This is a genomic window from Bradyrhizobium sp. F1.13.3 (genome assembly GCF_040548265.1).
In the GTDB taxonomy this organism is placed as follows: domain Bacteria; phylum Pseudomonadota; class Alphaproteobacteria; order Rhizobiales; family Xanthobacteraceae; genus Bradyrhizobium.
This window is the reverse complement of record NZ_JBEPRI010000003.1, coordinates 170,562-188,401: the sequence shown is the minus strand read 5'-3', so window position 1 is coordinate 188,401 and position 17,840 is coordinate 170,562. Positions and strand designations below refer to the sequence as shown.

Here is a 17,840-nt window from a genome sequence, read left to right as displayed (position 1 = left end):
AAACGAAATGCGCGGAAAGCCCGCCGACACGGAACGCAAGCTCATTTCCATTTTGATTCCTGTCTTCAATGAGGAAGGCAACATCCGCAGGGCCTATGACGCCGTTCGTCATGTCTTCGAACAAATGAATGATCGCTATACGTTCGAAATCATCTTCACGGACAACCACAGCACCGACAACTCGATTGCTATTGTCACCGAACTGGCAGCAGCCGATCCGCGCGTTCGCGCGGTACGATTTGCCCGAAACTTTGGCTTCCAGAGGTCCGTGCTTACGGCCTATCGTCTGGCCTCCGGAGACGCCGCCATCCAGATCGACTGCGACCTCCAGGATCCACCGACAGTATTCCCCAAATTTCTGGAGCTGTGGGAGCAGGGTCACGATGTGGTCGTGGGTATCAGGCGCTTCCGGCAGGAAAGCAAGCTGCTGCAGTGGGCGCGACGGGTCTACTACCGGCTGCTCAGGCGACTATCCGACGATAATCTGATGCTCGACAGCGGCGATTTCAGGCTGATCGACCGCAGCGTGCTGGATCAGCTTCATCTGATCAACGATGTCGCGCCTTATACGCGCGGTCTGACGTCGCTGCTCGCGACCAAGCAGATCGGCGTGGCCTACGACCGACACGCGCGGCAAGCAGGTGTCAGCAAATTCCCGCTCGGAAAGCTGATATCGCTGGCGGTGGACGGATTGATCACGCACTCGATCTTCCCGCTTCGCCTCGCCGCCTTCATTGGGCTGGGAATCTCGGTGCTGACCTGCCTCGCGAGCTTTTTCTACATCTTCTCGCGGCTATTCTTCGGCATCAACTGGCCGGCGGGCTTTGCCACGACAACGGTGCTGCTGCTGTTCGGGATCAGTCTCAATGCCATCTTTCTTGGCATCATCGGCGAGTATGTGGGACGCATCTACAATCAGGTACGCTCTCGGCCGACGACGGTCATCGAGTTCAGCGTCAATCTGCCGGATGTGTCCCTGGAACGTCTTGCACTACAAGCGCCGGCGGCGGCGGGCCTCCGAAGAGCACCAGTCGAGATCTCCCGCCGGACCGGGACGGAGCAGCCATCATGACGGAATTCGACCAATATCGCGACGGCTATAGCAAGCAAATCGACAGTGCCATCGCTTTCAGCGGCCAGCCGCAGGATTTCTTCACGCGCGCGAAGGCGCGCTACCTGCTGGATGCGTTCTCCAAGTTCCGCGCACAGAACGATATTTCATTGCGGCCGCTCGACGTCCTGGATATCGGCTGCGGGCAGGGCTTGATTCATCCCCACCTAAGGCCTGCGCAATCCGCCATCAAGCTCACCGGAATCGACGTGGCCGGTACGGTCATCGAAGAAGCAAAAGCGACCAATCCGGATGTCCACTACGATGTCTATGAAGGCACGCGGCTTCCCTACCAGGATCGCAGCTTCGACATCGCCTACGCGATAGCCGTCATGCATCACGTTCCGCCGGACGATTGGGAGTCCTTTCTCGTCGAAGCGGCTCGCGTGGTCCGGCCGGGAGGCCTCGTCATCATCATCGAGCACAATCCGCTCAATCCGCTGACGCAGAAGATCGTCAGGAGTTGCCCGTTCGACCAGAACGCCGTGTTGCTCCGCTCCGGTCGGCTTGCCAAGCTGTTTCGCGCCGCCGGCATGGTCGATCCGAAGCAGCAATTCATCATCTTCACACCGTTCGATACGCCATTCTTCCACAAGGTGGAGGCGAGCCTCGGCTGGCTGCCGCTCGGAGCGCAATACTGCATGGCAGCCCATGCGCCCTCCTGAGGCGCATCACTCAAGCCTCGCGCGGAAGCAGCCCGCATCGACCAATGTCGCGGCGCAGTGCGCCGCCCGTTGCCCTCTCACCTTGCCGCTTGAGGCTTTCGGTACGATTACATGAAATCAGTCATGCATGAGCATCGCCACGAGGCAGTGCGGCAGCGATCAGGCGTCTGGCTCGACGACGTGGCGCCGCTGCTGTCGAGCGCAGCTCTGACGTTGCTCGGCATTCTGTTCGAAATCGCGCTTGCCAAGCAGTTGGGCATTGAACCCCGGCTGCGAACCATGCTGGTCTTCATCTCGGGCATTTCGATCCTGCCGGTATGTACCGTGACGCTGCAGCACTGGCTCGACCGTCGTTCGCCTGAGGCAGGTCGTCTCCTGGAGGCGACAAATGTCTGGTGCGCTGTCGCAGCCCTAGTGAGCCTCGCGCTCGTCGCCATCACCGCCTGGGCCAGCAAGGACGGCTCCGAATTCTGGCGCAAAGGCGCGCTGCACGTGGCCGAGGTCTCGGCAATCGGGTATATCCTGCTGATCACCTGGCTGCGCTCCGCGTGCCGAAAGGAAGGATTCCTTGATCGGGCGGTCACAGTCATCAAGCGGCGAAGTTCAAGGTCCACGCAAACGATCGCTCTCGCGTTCGCCTTGGCAGCCGCCGTCATCGCCCTTTTCAGGATCGAGCCGGGATATAGATACTTCAACCCGGTCTTCGGCTTCGTTTTTCGCACCGTCCCCGGAGGATTTCCGGAACGGTCAAACCTCGTGCTCGCAACACTGACGGCGATGCTGTTCGTTTTGGTGGGCGCCGGCCTCCTGATCTTCGAACGGTGGCTTGTAAGGAACCGCCCCGCGCACCTACGGTCGTTTCAGCGAGCGGCACTCGCTTTGGCCCTCGTCGCCGGCACCGTCCTGACTTTCGATTTTTCGCTCGCCGCCGACCCGTTTCACTACATGACGGTGGTCGGCCCCGCCTTGCACCTCCTGCACGGCGGCACGCTGATGGTCGACACCTTTTCTCAGTACGGACCCGGCCCCGTCCTGGTTGCCTACCTTGCGTTCCAGCTTGGGCCACCATCCTTCGCCGTCGCCAACATCGCCATCCAGCTCTGCAACCTGATCTTCTACACCCTCTTCATCGTCGCGCTGTGGCAGTCCAGCCGGTCTCGGATGAGCGCGGTCTGGTTTGGCCTGGTGTTCATCCTATTCTGGCTATCCGATTGGAACTACGGCCAAGGCAACGTGAATGCCGCACCTTCCGTGCTGGGGGTGCGGTATCTTCCCATTTTGCTCATGGCCGTTGCGCTCGGCGCGCGACAGGGCGTCCGGCACTCGGCGTTCGTCTTCCTGGCCGGATTTCTCTCCAGCCTGTGGAGCATCGAGGCCTTTGTTGGAGCAGTTGCTCTTTATGTCGGCTCCCTGACCCTGTTCAACCTCCGCGATCGAAGTTACGGCAGGTTGGCAAAGGATCTCACCATCGCGTCGCTGCCAATGATTTCGGGGCTCTCCGCACTGTCCATCGGTACGCTTCTGGTGGCCGGGAGTTGGCCCGCCTTCGATATCTACTTCAGCTTTCTCTCCAGCTACAACCCGCTTGCACAGTTCTGGTCCATACCGTTCGACGCGAGATTCTGGGGCTGGATTCCGATGTTGGGTGCGGTTGCAATAGCGGTCGCTGGCTGCTGGCTGCTGGTGATCGACAACAAGCGCATCTCGCTGCAGGCCGCGAGTGACACTTGGCTGCGCCACGCATTGCCAGCAGCTATATTGACTGCCATCACCGGGGCCTATTTTGCCGGCCGGGCGGTCGACTTCACCGTGCTCATCGCGCTGTTGCCGTTCGCACTTTTGTTCTTGCCCGCCGCCCTCTGGCTAGCTGATCTTGCGCTCAGCGGGGATCGAGTGGCGATCAAGTTGACCGTGGTGCCTGTTGTCGCATTGTTCTGGGTCTCGGTCTTCTCCTGCCTCTACCTGTTTCGTGCCGAGTCGCCCTATTCGCTGCTGCTGCAGGAATGCAGGGATCACGGTCGTTGTACGCCCGCTGCTTTGACCCGGAACCTGTCCGACAGAGTAGCCAACGAGCTCGCGCTTCGTTCCCAAACCGGCCTTTGGTCTCTAGACGATTTCGATCGCATCGTCATCGCAGACGCGAAGAACTTCATTGACCGGTTTTCTGGGAGTTCAATAAGGGTTACGGTGCTGCTCGGCGAAAGCGCCGACCATGAGGATATGCTCAGCGACATTGCGCTGATGTACGCTGGCAAGTGGCACACTTGGCCGCGATCGTTCACCTTTTCCGATGAGCTTGTTCCGGCACTCGCCACCCGCATCCTGGCCAGTCGGGTGGCTCTCAAAACCGGCGATCTGATTGTCATGCGCCGCAACGATGCAGGTTTGGGACCACTCGAAAAGGCTATCCTGGACCGGATCCGAGCAAGCGGCTCGCTCTGCCATCCGCTCGGACGGACACGAGAGCTTGTTGCCTACCAGTTCCAACAGGCTGGCGACCCGCAATCGTCGGATCCGTGCATCGAACAGGACATGGCCGATGATTTCGCGAACCGGTCGACGGAGGCTCTGCAAGATATTGCATCACTGATCAGCGGTCTTCGAACGGTGGGCCATGCCCTCCCGGACGGTCCCGTGAATTTTTCCGCCCTGGGCCGCACAGGCGCAGAAATTCCTCAAGGTCTGGTGAGGGGGCGGCGACTGGTCTCCTTCTCGGGCATCATGGTACTGGCGAAGTCGGGTCCGCGGCTGACCATAGATCTCCATGACCTGCCTAGAGCCGCGTGCCGGCAGCTCTTGCCGCCAATCAGCAGCCTCGCGGGTGTGGAACGAATGGCCGTAACCGGAGCGCTGGCTGACGAACAGAGCGTACCGATCTCGGAAGCTCAATCCGAGCGGCTGTGTGCCCACGACACCGGATTCGTTCGGATCATCGTCGATCTCGGAAGTCGATCGAGATCCACGCAGGGAGGATAAAAGCCATCCTTGCATCGCCCCTTTGGCTACCGTATTACCGGGCTCATCTGCCCCTTCAAGGCCGGGGAACGGGCCTTTTCTGGACCCGAAATCGTGCTCGAGCGGACCCTTGTTACTATCGCAGAAACCGAGACGATTGAGGAGGCCTTTCGCCGCCTCAATGCCAACATGCTCGGTATCCTGTTTGCACAGGACGTTGGCGGGCGGATCGTCGGCACGGTGACCGACGGCGACATTCGCAGGCGGATGCTGACGGGCATCACGATCCACGACCAGGTCGCAACCTGCATCAATCGCAACTTCGTCTCGGCGCGGAGCGGCGGGCCGCGCGAGCAGATCCTCAAGCTGCTCGACCAGCGTGTGCACGTCGTACCGATTCTCGACGGTGAGGGACGCCTGGTCGACGTATTCAGCCGCGAGTTGTTCAACCTCTCGGAAGAGAGCGAGGTGTTTGCGCGTGCCCGCTCGCCGGTGCGTATCAGCTTCTCCGGCGGCGGCACTGATCTGACGCATTATTTCATGGCGAATGACGGCGGGTCGGTGATCAACGCGACGATCAAGATGTATGCCCATGCGACGTTGCGGCGCCGGAGCGATGTCCGGGTCCGGATCTATTCGCACGATTTTCGACGCACGATCGAGGCACACGATCTTTCCGAGCTCGGCACCGACGGCGATCTCGCACTGATCAAGTCGGTGGTGCGCCTCATCAAGCCGACTTACGGATTCGATCTCGAAGTCTCCGCGGACTTCCCGGTCGGGTCCGGCCTCGGCGGCTCGGCGGTCGTCTCGTCTGCCATCATCGGCTGCTTCAACGAATTCCGCTCAGATCAGTGGGACCGCCACGAGATTGCGGAGATGGCGTTCCAGGCCGAGCGGCTGATGCTCAACATTCCCGGCGGCTGGCAGGACCAATACGCCACCGTGTTCGGCGGCTTTAACCACATGGAATTCTCCTCCGACCAGAACATCATCGTACCACTGCGGCTCGACGCCAATATCATAGCCGAGCTCGAGGAAAGCCTGGTGCTCTGCTACACTGGTTCGGGTCATGACTCCGGCGCGATCCATCGCGATCAGAAGGCCCAGCACGAGACGATCGACGCCGCAGCGGCCGCCGCCAAGCAGAAGGAAGTGACGCGCGAGATCCGTAGGCATCTCCTGCGCGGCCGGCTGCTGCAATGTGGGCGCCTCATCGATGAAGCATGGCACGCCAAGCGCAAGCTCAGCTCGAAGATCTCATCGAGCGAGCTTGACGCTATTTACGATTTCGCAAAGTCGCACGGTGCGGTCGGCGGAAAGCTGCTCGGCGCCGGCGGCGGCGGCTATTTCATGTTCTTTGTGCGCCCGTTCGAGCGCTACCCGTTGATCTCGGCGCTGGAACAGCGAGGGCATGTCTGCTCGCGCATCATGTTCGAGGAGAACGGTCTTCGAACCTGGAAGTCGCGTTTCATTAACTGACTTGAGGCTGATGATGCTGAGCAGCGATGGAGCTTCGTTGGTAACTGCGGTTTCCGAAGGTCACGCCGGAACTATCTCTCGTGACGTTTGCCCGCTCTGCGGTTCGAAAGCACGATCTCCATTTCGCGCCGTCGAGCGCGGCGGATCGACCTATCACCTCGAACAATGCTCCGATTGTGGATTCGTGTACACCTCGACCGCACGTTTCGATACGGCGGATCACGGGGATCTGGCAAAACTCTACTGGCGTTTCCGCAACCGTCATCATCAGATCAGACGGTTGATCCATCTGCACTTGAAGCCGGGATCCCAGATTGTCGAGATCGGCTGCGGGCGGGGAGAACTCGGCTACCTCATGAAGGACGATCCTTACAGGTATACTGGCTACGAGCCCGCCAGCGGCCTGTCCCGTTTCGGTCAGCAGCACGGCGTGCATATCGTCCACGATTTCTTCAAACCGGAGACAGCGCCGCCCGCCGACGCCATCGTCATCGACAACGTCCTCGAACATGTGCTCGATCCCCAGCAGTTGCTTGCGGACGCGGTTAAGACGCTGAACGGCGGGGGGCTGGCCGTCGTGATTGTCCCCAATCGCAACGATCTGCGGCAGATGGTGCCGAGCTGGCGCGATGCAAGACACTGGATTCCGCCCGACCACATTAATTACTTCTCCATGAGCGACGTCAGGAGGATGTTCGCCTATTGTGGCTTGCAAGCCACGCCGTTCGGATTCCACGCGTTGACCGCGCGTGACTATCGATATTTTGCGCGCGCGGTGCTCGAAACCGCAAAAATCTCGCTGCTCGGACACAATGTCTACGCCGTGAAGCCCAAACCATCGGAAACAGGAGCCATGCAGGCGCGATGAATAGTGCCGTGATTCGGAATCCGCTGACCCCAAAGATCGGAAGCCGCTCTGTCGGAGACGGCGCGCCTTGCTACGTCATCGCCGAGATCGGCAACAACCACAATGGCGACTTCGATCGCGCCATTGCGCTGGTCGATGCCGCGGTCGCGGCCGGTGCCGATTGCGCCAAATTCCAGATGCGCAAGCTCGACGAGGTCTATCGCGCTTCGAGCCTGTCCGGGAAGGACGACGACCTCGCCGTCGAATATACGCTCGATCTACTGCGCCGCTTCGAACTCCCGACCGAGCAGCAGAAGAAGATCGCCGAGTACTGCGCGGCAAAGGGTATCCAGTATCTCTGCACGCCCTGGGACGCGAAGAGCGTCGCCGTGCTCGAAGGGTTCGGCGTCAAGGCCTACAAGGTCGCTTCCGCCGATCTCACCAATCTGCCGCTGCTCGCGTGCCTTGCCGCCACCGGCAAGACGCTGATCGTCTCGACCGGCATGAGCACGACGGACGAAATCAAGACGGCGGCGAAATTCCTCGACGACCACGATGCGAGCTACGTCCTGCTGCACTGCCAGAGCACCTATCCGGCCGCGCTCCACAACATCCATCTGCGTTTCATGGAAACGCTGCGCGAGATCCATCCGATCGTCGGCTATTCGGGCCACGAGCGCGGCGTTGCCGTTTCGACGGCCGCGGTGGCGCTTGGCGCCGTCGTGATCGAACGCCACATCACGCTCGACCGCGGGATGGAAGGTCCGGACCACGCCGCGAGCCTGGAGCCGGAGGAATTCAAGACGCTGGTCTCGGGCATCCGCGAGGTGGAGGCGGCGCGCGGCGAGAAGCTGACAGAGCGCGCGCTGAGCCAGGGTGAGCTGATCAACCGTGAAAACCTTGCCAAGAGCCTGGTGGCCGCGTGCGACCTTCCGGCAGGCACCGTGATCTCCGACAGCGACATCGCCGTGAAGAGCCCGGGTCAAGGCCTGTCGCCGCTGAAGATGCCGGCCCTGCTCGGCCGCAAGCTGACGCGGACGATGGCGGCCGATGACTATTTCTTCCAGAGCGACCTCGATGAAGGCATCGCAAAAGCGCGGCGCTACCGCTTCGACCGGCCCTGGGGCGTGCCGGTGCGCTATCACGATACCGAGCGCTTCCTGGAGATCTGCGAGCCAGATATCATCGAGTTCCATCTCAGCTACAGCGACATGGAACGCGATCCCGCGACGTATCTCTCCGGCACCTATGATCTCGGCTTCGTCGTGCATGCGCCGGAGCTGTTTGCCGGTTCGAAGCTGATGGACCTCGCAACTCCCGACGAGTCGCTGCGGCGATATTCGCTGGAGCAGACCCAGGCCGTGATCGACATCACCCGCGGCCTGAAGAAATTCTTTCCCAAGACGAAGCGCCCGCCCATCGTCGCCAATATCGGCGGTTTCACCATGGACGAGCCATTGCCGCCGGAGGCGAAGGCCGAGCGCTACCGCATCTTCGCCCAGAGCCTGAAGGAGCTCGACATGGACGGCGTCGAGCTGACGCCGCAGACCATGGCGCCGTTCCCATGGCATTTCGGCGGCCAGCGCCACCAGAACATCTTTATCTTCCCAGAGGAATCCGCCGCGTTTTGCGCCAAGCATGATCTGCGGATGTGCGTCGACATCTCCCACACCAAGCTCGCCGCCAACCATTTCGGCTTCGACTTCGCACAAGGCTTGGCGCAGCTCGGGCCGCACACCGCGCATCTGCATTTCGGGGACGCCAAGGGGCTCGACGGCGAAGGGCTCCAGGTCGGCGAAGGCGAGATCGATTTCGACGAGATCGGACGGGTGCTGCGCAAGCATGCGCCGACTGCGTCCTTCATTCCCGAAATCTGGCAGGGCCACAAGAACATGGGTGAAGGCTTCTGGGTCGCGCTCGAGCGTCTCGAGGGGCATATCTGATGGCGCGCAAGACGCTCGCCGTGATCGCCGCGCGCGGCGGCTCCAAGGGCATTCCGCACAAGAACCTGCTCGATCTCTGCGGTAAGCCGCTGATCGCGTGGACGGTCGAGCAGGCACGCGCGGCGCGCGGCGTCGACGTCGTGGCAGTGTCCTCCGACAGCGACAATATCCTCGCCGCGGCGGAAGCCGCCGGCGCCATCGGCGTGCGACGTCCCGAAGATATTTCGGGTGACCTCGCCTCCTCCGAGTCCGCCTGGCTGCACGCGCTCAATGCGACCGACGAGCGGATGGGACGGTTCGAGCGGATCGTCGCGCTCCAGGCGACGTCGCCGATCCGTGAGTCCAGCGACATCGAGGACGCGCTCGCGACCTTCGATCGCGACCATCTCGACAGCCTGCTCTCGGTTTGCGAGGTCGAGGATTATTTCAACTGGCGTATCGGCGCGAGCGGGCCGGAGCCGATCAACTACGACTATCGCAATCGGCGCATGCGGCAACAGATCGAAAAGCGCTACCTGGAGAACGGCTCGTTCTACGTCCTGATCCCATCGCTCCTGCGCGAGCAGAACAATCGTCTCGGCGGCAAGATTGGCTTTCACGTGATGGAACGTCACAAGATGTTCCAGATCGATCGTCCCGAGGACGTCAAGCTTTGCGCCGCCATCATGCGTAGTTACGGATATGCCTGACCTCAGCGCCTTCTCTCTCGCCGGCAAGATCGCGGTCGTCACCGGCGCCTCCCGCGGCATTGGCGCTGCGATCGCGACCGGCCTGCAGGATGCGGGCGCCACAGTGTTCGGCCTCAGCCGTTCCGGGACCGCACCACAGGGCGTGAGCGCGATTGCCTGCGATCTCTCCGATGACGAGGCCATCGAGAGCGCATTCCGCATCGTGGCCGCTCAAGGCGGACGCATCGACGCGCTGGTCAACGCCGCCGGCATCAGCCTGCCGGCCCAAAGCGCCGAGGGCGAGCTCGCGCGCTTCCGTGCCACGGTCGCAACCGACCTCACCGGCGTCTACGCCACCATCCTTGCCGCCCATCCACTTTTGAAGAATGCGGGCTCTGCTGCGATCATCAACGTCACCAGCATCAATTCGGTCCGCGGCTTTCCCGGAAATCCCGGCTACGTGGCGGCGAAGGCTGGTCTTGCCGGACTGACGCGTGCGCTCGCCGCCGACTATGCGCCCGACGGCATCCGCGTCAACGCGCTCGCGCCCGGCTATGTCGCGACCGAGATGACCGCGAAGAGTTTTGTCGATCCCGACATGCACGAGGCGCGGCGTCGCCACACGATGCTCGGCCGTTGGGGACAGCCCGCCGACATGGTGGGAGCCGCCGTCTTCCTGGCGTCGGAAGCCTCCGCCTATGTGACTGGACAGGAACTCTTCATCGACGGCGGTTGGACCACAAAGGGCCTCGCCATCAACTCGGACAAGCAACCGTGACCGCAACGCTCGAACGCATCGGCTTCATGCAAGGCAGGCTTTCGGCTCTCGTCGACGGCAAGATCCAGGCATTCCCCTGGGACGAGTGGCGCGAGGAATTCTCGCGTGCGAAGGAGCTCGGCCTGACGCGGATGGAATGGACCATCGATCAGGAACGGCTGCGCGAGAACCCGCTGACGACCGAGCCGGGCCAACAGGACGTTCTGGCGCTGTCACGCGAGAACGGCGTGCGGATTCCGAGCCTGACCGGCGACTGCTTCATGCAGGCGCCGTTCTGGAAGGTCGATGCCGTCGTGCGCGACGCGCTCGTCGCCGACCTCGATCTGCTGATCGCCTCCTGTAGCCGCATCGGCATCGAATTCATCGTGATCCCGCTGGTCGACAACGGCAAGATCGAGCGCGAGAGCGATAGCGATACGTTGAAGCGCGTGCTGCTCGCTCGCTCCGAGCAGCTTGCAAGACGGAACGTCAAGATCGTCTTCGAATCCGATCTGCCGCCGCGCGAGCTCGCCCGGTTCATGGAGGCCTATCCAGCCGACGTCTTCGGCATCAACTACGACAGCGGCAACAGCGCCTCGCTCGGTTACGACAGCGACGACGAGATCGGCGCCTACGCGCCGCGCATCCTCAATGTGCACGTGAAAGACCGCGTCCGCGGCGGCACGACCGTGCCGCTCGGCACCGGCAACGCAGACCTTGCCAAGACGATCCGGCTGATCGAGCGATCCAGCTACAAGGGCCAATACGTCCTGCAAACCGCGCGTGCCGCCGACGGCGACCACGCGGGCGCGCTGGCAAAATACCGCGACATGACGGTTCGCTGGATCGAGGACGCGGCGCGATGAAGCTCGAGCTGGACGATCGCGTCGCACTCGTCACTGGCGCCAGTCGCGGGATCGGGCTTGCAATCGCGACAACGCTCGCGGCAGAAGGCGCCAAGGTGGCAGTTGCGGCGCGCGGCGCCGATGCGCTGAACACCGCGCGCTCGACGGTCGGCGGACGGAGCTCGATTCACATCGCGGACGTCACCGATCCCGCCGCCGCGGCGAACCTTGTTCAGGATGTCGAAAAGCAGTGGGGCCGGCTCGACATCCTCGTCTGCAATGTCGGCAGCGGTGCGTCCGTGCCCCCGGGGCAGGAAACTGCGGCGGAGTGGTCGCGGGTGATCGACCTCAATCTGTTCGCCACCACCAACATGATCGAGGCCGCCAGACCGCTAATGGCCCGTGGCAGCGGCGACCGCGCCATCGTCTGCATCTCCTCGATCGCTGGCATGGCCGCACTCGGCGCGCCGGTCACCTACTACGCCGCCAAAGCGGCGCTGAATGCGACCGTGCGCGGTCTGGCGCGGCCGCTGGCGCTGAAAGGCATCCGCATTAATGCAGTCGCGCCCGGAAACATCTCGAGCCCGGACGGTACCTGGGCGCGCAAGATCGCCGAAAACAAGCAGGCGGTCGACGACATGCTCCAGCGCGAGGTGGCGCTACGCCGGCTCGGCACTCCCGAGGAGATCGCTGACGTCGTCGCCTTCCTTGCTTCGCCCCGCGCCGCCTTTGTCACCGGCAGCGTGATAGTGGCCGACGGCGGCCAGCTCAGAAGCTGAACAGGAGCCTTTGATGGCAAACCCCTCCTCCCGCTACGACCTGACCGGACGGACCGCGCTCGTGACCGGCGCCGGCGGCCTGTTGGGCAAGCAGCATGTTGCAGCGCTCAGCGAAGCCGGCGCGCGCGTGGTCGTCACCGATGTCGGCTTGACGCAGGCCCAAGCCGCCGTCGCGGCGCTGAAGCAGATCGCCGCTTCAGCCGATCTGATCGCGCTTGCCATCGACGTCACCTCGCTCGACTCTGTGCGTGCCGCGAACGAGCAACTCGCAGGCCGCGGCATCACGGTCGATATCCTCGTCAACAACGCCGCCATCGACCCGAAAGTGACGTCGAGTCCGGGCGTCATGCACTCCTCGCGCTTCGAGGCGTTCCCGGTGCCGCAATGGCAGACCGAGATCGCCGTAGGCCTGACCGGCGCGATGCTGTGCGCGCAGGTGTTCGGCGGCGACATGGCCAAAAACGGGCGCGGCGTGATCCTCAACATCGCCTCCGATCTCGGCGTGATCGCGCCGGATCAGCGGCTCTATCGTCAGCCGCAAGTGACGCGCGAAGAAGAACAGCCGGTGAAACCCGTGACCTACTCGGTGATCAAGCACGGCTTGATCGGGCTGACGAAATATCTGGCGACCTACTGGGCCGATCACGGCGTGCGTGTCAACGCGATCTCGCCAGGCGGTGTTTTCAACAACCAGGACCCCGCCTTCGTCGATCGACTGACACGCTTGATCCCCATGGGGCGTATGGCCGAGGTCGACGAATACCGCTCCGCCGTGCAGTTCCTCTGCTCGGATGCATCGAGCTACATGACCGGTCAGAACCTGGTCATAGACGGCGGCAGAAGCGTATGGTGATGGGTCCCATGAACGCGCAATGCGACCTTCGCCTGCTCGAGGCGGCGAGTGACAGGAACATGTCACGGAGCGCCAGTTGACCGATACATCGTCCCATCTCGATCGACGCCTCGTCGATCAAAAGCCTGTCGTGCCCGGATGGGATGCCATTCTGCTTCTCTGCGCCCTCGCGATCGCGCATGCGCCGATCTTCTTCAACGATGGGCTGATTGCAGATGACTGGTTGATTTTCGGGATCAAGCCGGGGTACCCGGCACAGACCGATTTCCTGCTGCACGGCGCCGGTCATCCGATCCTGTACATCTACTGCACGCTCGCGAATCTCACCAATCACCCCATCGCCTTTATGAAAGTGATGGCGATCACGGGCATTGCCGTCGGCGCAATCAATTTCAGGATTTTTCTGGGCCGCCTCCGAGTTTTCTCGGATTGCGAGGCGCAGTTTCTGACCTATCTGGTGTGGACCTATGCTGGCTTCCAAGTCTGGACCGCCAAGGTGCTCGCGACTTATATTTTCAGCTTCGCGCTGCTTTGCCTGGGCCTCAATCTGTTTGCCGCGATCACCACGTCGAAGAATCCGCAGCGCTGGTGGCGGCCGTTCAGCCTTGTCGCCCTGCTTTGCAGCTTCTCCGTCAATTCGATGATGGTGGCCTATTTCATCGGCTTGCTTGCGGTGCTTTTGGCGCGGCCGATCGCGGATCGCGACCGCCTGTCCTCGCTTCTTTCGCTTAGCCGTTGGGCGGACTTTTTTGCGCTGCCCTTCGTCTACTGGTTCTCGACCAAATTGCTCTTTCCCAGATCGGAGCTATACAGCGAATATTACCGCGCACGCATTCCCGACCTCAGTACGGCTCTGGCCGGGCTTGGCCAATTCGCTAGGGAGGGTGCGTATACGCCCTTGGCGCAAGCGACGAGGTTGATGGGTGAGAACCGTCGGGTCTTCGTTTTTGCCGCGCTCGTAGGCTTCATATTCGTCGCTCTCTCGTCCCTGTCGGAGCGCACCCGGCTGCCCCGGCGGGACGGTCCGATTTCGCTCGCTTGGCCCATGGTCGCGGGTCTTGCGACGTTCGCTGTGCTCATGCTGCCCTATATCAGCATCGCCGCCGCACCGACCGGCCATTTTTACGAGTCCCGCCATCTCTTGCTGTTCGGAATTCCGCTAGGCCTGCTGACGATCTCGGCGCTTCGTATCTTGCGTTCGAGCCCCAGAGCCGCGCCGCTTGCGCTCATGGCCGCGGTCTTCGCTCTCACGGTGAACCTGTCTTCGCTCTGGGGCAGCTACTTCCATCAGCAGGCGAGGTCGCTACGCCAGAACGCGCTGATTTACGGACTGCAGCGCGCCGATCACGAGCCGCCAGCGGCCGTGTTCGCCCTGACAGACCACTTCCTGGAGCGTTCCGCGCAGACCGGGTTCGGCGTAAGCGAAGTGACAGGCATTCTGCACGCGGCATGGGATGACAGACCGCTGCTGGGATTCGTGCGCCGCAACGAGTCGCCGACAATCCTTCGCGACATGGACAAGTTGAGCCGAACGCCGGGCAGCGCGTTCTCGAACGTCGCCGCATGGGGCCCACAAGCAAACATCGAATTCGTCCCCAAGGAACCAATATTGACCAACTATCAGTTGTCCATGCAATATTATCGCTGTGTGTTTCTGTTCTGCGACGCGGGAAAATTGGCTGACACGCTCGCCGAGACCCGCCTCGAGGTCGGCCCCATCCCTGGCGTCCTGGGGCCAAAACCGGACCAGTGACAACAGCTCGTTTCATTCAACATGGTCCTCAACCGACTGAGTAAGATCTGGTGAGAAGTTTGGGCCACATGGTCAACGCGGCTGCTTCAAATTCGCGATTACCCGCTCTTTGTGCACTCAGGCGGCGCCGATCAGACACAAGGAGCATTTTGCGACAGTTCTTCCGAAATAGCCGGTTTATCGAATCCGCCCGAGCCCTCTTCGAAACAATAGTCGTCGACGTGACGAGGGTCGAATCTGTCCAACAGGGTTCGATCGTTCGCACCGACCTGACCGTCTCATTGCACACGGATTTTACGATGAATTGTGGCACGTTCGGGTTTCGTTGATGGGCCTTTTGCTCGCGGTGTCGCTGGAAAGCTCTGACATGTGGCTGCAAACGATTGGCTTGACGCTGCTCTTCTTCGTCATTTCGACGGGCTTTGGGCTGTTCATCCTGGTATTGGCATCGCCCAGGCTGATCGAGGCGTCAGGCCTGAGCCGCCTCGAATTGCTGATCTTTGGGTTTACGATTGGAGCGCCCGGATCAGGAACCTTTCTTCAACTGCTCTGCCTCGTTCAGCGCGATCTGAAGATCGATCTCGCGGTGCTGTCGCTGATTTCTCTGATTGGCCTTTTCACGACAAGAAGCCTGTGGCGCGTGCGCCGGCAAGACCTGCGCGAGATTGCGATCTGGATTGCCATCGTCATCCCGCTTGCGACCATGACTTGGTGGAGCTCGTTTGGCGCCTTCTCGAGTTTCCCGTTCACCGACATCGGCGCCGATGCCCATTGGATGAAGATCGCACAGGAATTTGCCGATACTGGCGTTCTCAATCCCTACGCCGGCCAGACCTATTCGGACTTACGCGCCGCAGTCGCGGGCCTGCTGTCGGGAACACTGGGCCTGGACCTGCTACAGTTCCACTGGGCTTACCGCTATATCTCAATTCTCTGTCTGGGACTGTTCTTCTACGCCGCCGCCAGCAGGCTATTCCCCGACTCGGGCCGCAAATGGTTCTTCGTGCTCTTTGCGGTGAGCACAAATACGCTCGGTATCCTGACCAATGGCAGCCTTGCAATAGCCAGCAGCTTCGTCTTCTTGGCGATGCTCGTGGGGGTTGCCCCGATCGCGGCCTCCGGTCAAACTCTGCTTCCGTCCACCATCGTGCCCGCCGCAACCGCACTGGCTGCAGTGGTCATCGCCTTTTTGCTCAACAACAATTCGCTGCTATTGGCGGTCCTGCCTGCAGTGCTACTCACGCTGAATGCGGTCGGTCGCTCGAGCAGCCGCGGCGGAGGAACCGCGGCTAGTCTCCTCATCACAAGTGCTTGGCCGATCGCGTTGATATTCGTTCACCGCAGCGCGTATCTCTTCGTCGCCATTGTGATCGCGAGCTGGCTCTTCTATGTTGCGGTATTGAGCGCCGCGTCGCGGCCCGAGCCGCGGCTGTTGAAGTCCCTGTGGGTGGCCGGCCTGCTGCTCCCCTCAATATGTGTTCTCGGCCTGCTCTATATTGCGGCGGCCCGCGCCGGCTACGCGCCGAAAGTCAGCGCCAACGGCCTGTTCTCCCACCTCACACAGTTTCTTCTAGGCAGGGGCTTGAACGAGGGCGATGAGATCATGCTCGGCGCCGGACCGGAGGTCGCCGCGATCGAGATCAGCCGCGCAATAGGTCCGGCGTTCCCGATCCTGATCGGTAGTTTGTACCTGTGGTGGTGCGCAAAGAATCCGCCCGCCCGGCTCATTCAGCAGGTAGCCATTCCGGGTCAGAGTGCGGCCATTCTGCGTTTGCTCTGGTCGTGGATCGCCGCGTGCACCTTCAGCCTTGCGGTGCTGTCCGGCTTTCCCTTCCTGTACCGGATCCTCTTCGTAGTACTCGGGCTGTTTACCGTCGCGACTACTGAACTGTTCTGCCAGCTTATTTGGGATCCCGCTCCAGCCCCGGTCGGACGGCTGCGCCGCCTCAGCTTCTTTGCGTTGGCTCTGATTACGGCTCTCACAATTGGTGTTTATGCATTCAGTTGGTGGCCTGACCTGCCATACAGCACCTACCAAACCATGCTCAGGCCGATGCAAATCGGGCTGCTGGCTGTCGCAGCGGTTTGCGCCGGGCTGACATTTTCGGACCGGCGGCGCACACAGATAGTGGGGGCCGCGGTGGTTATCAGCCTCAGCGTTGCAATCGATCGGTCGGCCGTCGCAAATCTTTTCAGGGTCTACAGCTATGGCCGGCCTCCGGTTGGAGCGACCTTTATTTCTCATTATAGCGCCAGCGAGCTCGCGACCGATCGCTGGCTGCATGAAAATCTTCCGAAGTCCATCGTCATAACCGATCCTGTCACCTTGGCGATGGCAAGGGCGGTTGCCGGGGTCCCCGGCTTCTACCTCTTCTCAAACCTGGATACAGTTTACCCGCCCCTGGCCGATAACATCAGGGAAGTGATTTCGGCAATCGTGCGGCCTGAGTCCGACAGCCTTCGAACAGTCCCGAGGGCTTGCGCGATCATTGCACCCATGATGGACAGACTTAATGTTGAAGCGCGCGCTCAGATGGGCGCGGCGAGTTTGACGGAGGGCATGTTAAAGGCCGTGAGGCCAGGTGTGCAACTACCGGTCGTACCGATTCTACCTGACCCGGGCGTAGGAAAGGAAATGGCAGCCCCCCGGATCCGGGAAGAGACGCTCAAAAGAGCGGGAGAAATAGCTGCAGCCCGCGCAGTCCAGGCAGAGGCAATCAACAGCGCGATGGCCGCATTGCAGACGCCGGATGGCACTTGGAATCTGGTTGCCATCATCAATCCCCGGACGATGCAATGGCTTCACCTTGGCCCGGGGGGGCGGCTATCGTACTTTCCGGTGGACCGGCCACTTGACCCTGAACTGCTGGAAAAATTTGGACGGGGCGACTTTCCATTGTTGTATTCGGATGGACAGAACGCCGTCCTCTTGATCCGTTGTACTCAGCCGACGGCCTACTGAGCAACTCGTCGCGGAAGTCAGCGATTTGGCCTGTGCAACGCTGTCGCAAACCGTTTTCATCGCTGTTATCCCACTGAAGGAAGATTGGCGCACTGGTGGTCGTGCTCCTTGGAGGGCGTCTCGCCAGCGTCGGACGGCAGCTGCTGCAATTGGCATCATCTCCAGTGAGAAAAAATTGGCTTCATGCCGGGAGTTCCGACGAGTTACTCCTGCTCGTCCA

At 61.4% G+C, this 17,840-nt stretch carries 13 protein-coding genes; all 13 read left to right on the top strand.

Annotation, left to right across the window (positions count from 1 at the left end; all coding sequences use genetic code 11):
• Positions 1-7 precede the first annotated feature (7 nt).
• Positions 8-1,072 carry a glycosyltransferase family 2 protein gene (locus ABIB66_RS10550; RefSeq protein ID WP_354254796.1) on the top strand — a complete coding sequence of 355 codons (1,065 nt, stop codon included), beginning with the start codon at positions 8-10 and terminating at the stop codon, positions 1,070-1,072.
• Positions 1,069-1,776: a class I SAM-dependent methyltransferase gene (locus ABIB66_RS10545; protein WP_354254795.1), complete on the top strand. Its 708-nt coding sequence runs from the start codon at positions 1,069-1,071 to the stop codon at positions 1,774-1,776. Before ABIB66_RS10550 ends, ABIB66_RS10545 begins: the two co-directional genes overlap by 4 nt.
• Positions 1,777-1,899: 123 nt before the next feature.
• Entirely contained in the window at positions 1,900-4,752 is a 2,853-nt protein-coding gene (locus ABIB66_RS10540) for a hypothetical protein (RefSeq protein WP_354254794.1), read from the top strand.
• 93 nt (positions 4,753-4,845) lie between these two features.
• Positions 4,846-6,213 (top strand): GHMP family kinase ATP-binding protein, encoded by a 1,368-nt coding sequence (locus ABIB66_RS10535; protein WP_275169895.1) that lies wholly within the window; start codon positions 4,846-4,848, stop codon positions 6,211-6,213.
• Between the two features lie 13 nt (positions 6,214-6,226).
• Positions 6,227-7,081, top strand: coding sequence for a class I SAM-dependent methyltransferase (locus tag ABIB66_RS10530; protein WP_354254793.1), 855 nt, complete (start codon positions 6,227-6,229; stop codon positions 7,079-7,081).
• A complete protein-coding gene (locus ABIB66_RS10525; RefSeq protein WP_354254792.1) occupies positions 7,078-9,003 on the top strand; it encodes an N-acetylneuraminate synthase family protein in 1,926 nt (641 codons plus the stop codon). The genes ABIB66_RS10530 and ABIB66_RS10525 overlap by 4 nt, the downstream gene beginning before the upstream one ends.
• Positions 9,003-9,692: an acylneuraminate cytidylyltransferase family protein gene (locus ABIB66_RS10520; protein WP_354254791.1), complete on the top strand. Its 690-nt coding sequence runs from the start codon at positions 9,003-9,005 to the stop codon at positions 9,690-9,692. Before ABIB66_RS10525 ends, ABIB66_RS10520 begins: the two co-directional genes overlap by 1 nt.
• Positions 9,685-10,449, top strand: a complete 765-nt coding sequence (locus tag ABIB66_RS10515; protein WP_354254790.1) for an SDR family oxidoreductase — start codon at positions 9,685-9,687, stop codon at positions 10,447-10,449. Before ABIB66_RS10520 ends, ABIB66_RS10515 begins: the two co-directional genes overlap by 8 nt.
• Positions 10,446-11,294, top strand: a complete 849-nt coding sequence (locus ABIB66_RS10510) for a sugar phosphate isomerase/epimerase family protein (protein WP_354254789.1) — start codon at positions 10,446-10,448, stop codon at positions 11,292-11,294. The genes ABIB66_RS10515 and ABIB66_RS10510 overlap by 4 nt, the downstream gene beginning before the upstream one ends.
• Positions 11,291-12,052, top strand: coding sequence for an SDR family NAD(P)-dependent oxidoreductase (locus tag ABIB66_RS10505; protein WP_354254788.1), 762 nt, complete (start codon positions 11,291-11,293; stop codon positions 12,050-12,052). The genes ABIB66_RS10510 and ABIB66_RS10505 overlap by 4 nt, the downstream gene beginning before the upstream one ends.
• Before the next feature lie 13 nt (positions 12,053-12,065).
• Positions 12,066-12,905 carry an SDR family oxidoreductase gene (locus ABIB66_RS10500; RefSeq protein WP_354254787.1) on the top strand — a complete coding sequence of 280 codons (840 nt, stop codon included), beginning with the start codon at positions 12,066-12,068 and terminating at the stop codon, positions 12,903-12,905.
• A 76-nt stretch (positions 12,906-12,981) separates the two neighbouring features.
• Positions 12,982-14,658, top strand: coding sequence for a hypothetical protein (locus tag ABIB66_RS10495; RefSeq protein WP_354254786.1), 1,677 nt, complete (start codon positions 12,982-12,984; stop codon positions 14,656-14,658).
• Positions 14,659-14,986: 328 nt separating this feature from the next.
• Entirely contained in the window at positions 14,987-17,620 is a 2,634-nt protein-coding gene (locus tag ABIB66_RS10490) for a hypothetical protein (protein WP_354254785.1), read from the top strand.
• The last annotated feature ends 220 nt before the right edge of the window (positions 17,621-17,840 follow it).

What these genes read in the sequence shown, in the direction of transcription:
- ABIB66_RS10530 (WP_354254793.1), top strand. Translation starts at nt 6,227, where the DNA reads ATGCTGAGCAGCGATGGAGCTTCGTTGGTAACTGCGGTTTCCGAAGGT.
- ABIB66_RS10550 (WP_354254796.1), top strand. Translation starts at nt 8, where the DNA reads ATGCGCGGAAAGCCCGCCGACACGGAACGCAAGCTCATTTCCATTTTG.
- ABIB66_RS10500 (WP_354254787.1), top strand. Translation starts at nt 12,066, where the DNA reads ATGGCAAACCCCTCCTCCCGCTACGACCTGACCGGACGGACCGCGCTC.
- ABIB66_RS10490 (WP_354254785.1), top strand. Translation starts at nt 14,987, where the DNA reads ATGGGCCTTTTGCTCGCGGTGTCGCTGGAAAGCTCTGACATGTGGCTG.
- ABIB66_RS10540 (WP_354254794.1), top strand. Translation starts at nt 1,900, where the DNA reads ATGCATGAGCATCGCCACGAGGCAGTGCGGCAGCGATCAGGCGTCTGG.
- ABIB66_RS10520 (WP_354254791.1), top strand. Translation starts at nt 9,003, where the DNA reads ATGGCGCGCAAGACGCTCGCCGTGATCGCCGCGCGCGGCGGCTCCAAG.
- ABIB66_RS10515 (WP_354254790.1), top strand. Translation starts at nt 9,685, where the DNA reads ATGCCTGACCTCAGCGCCTTCTCTCTCGCCGGCAAGATCGCGGTCGTC.
- ABIB66_RS10505 (WP_354254788.1), top strand. Translation starts at nt 11,291, where the DNA reads ATGAAGCTCGAGCTGGACGATCGCGTCGCACTCGTCACTGGCGCCAGT.
- ABIB66_RS10525 (WP_354254792.1), top strand. Translation starts at nt 7,078, where the DNA reads ATGAATAGTGCCGTGATTCGGAATCCGCTGACCCCAAAGATCGGAAGC.
- ABIB66_RS10545 (WP_354254795.1), top strand. Translation starts at nt 1,069, where the DNA reads ATGACGGAATTCGACCAATATCGCGACGGCTATAGCAAGCAAATCGAC.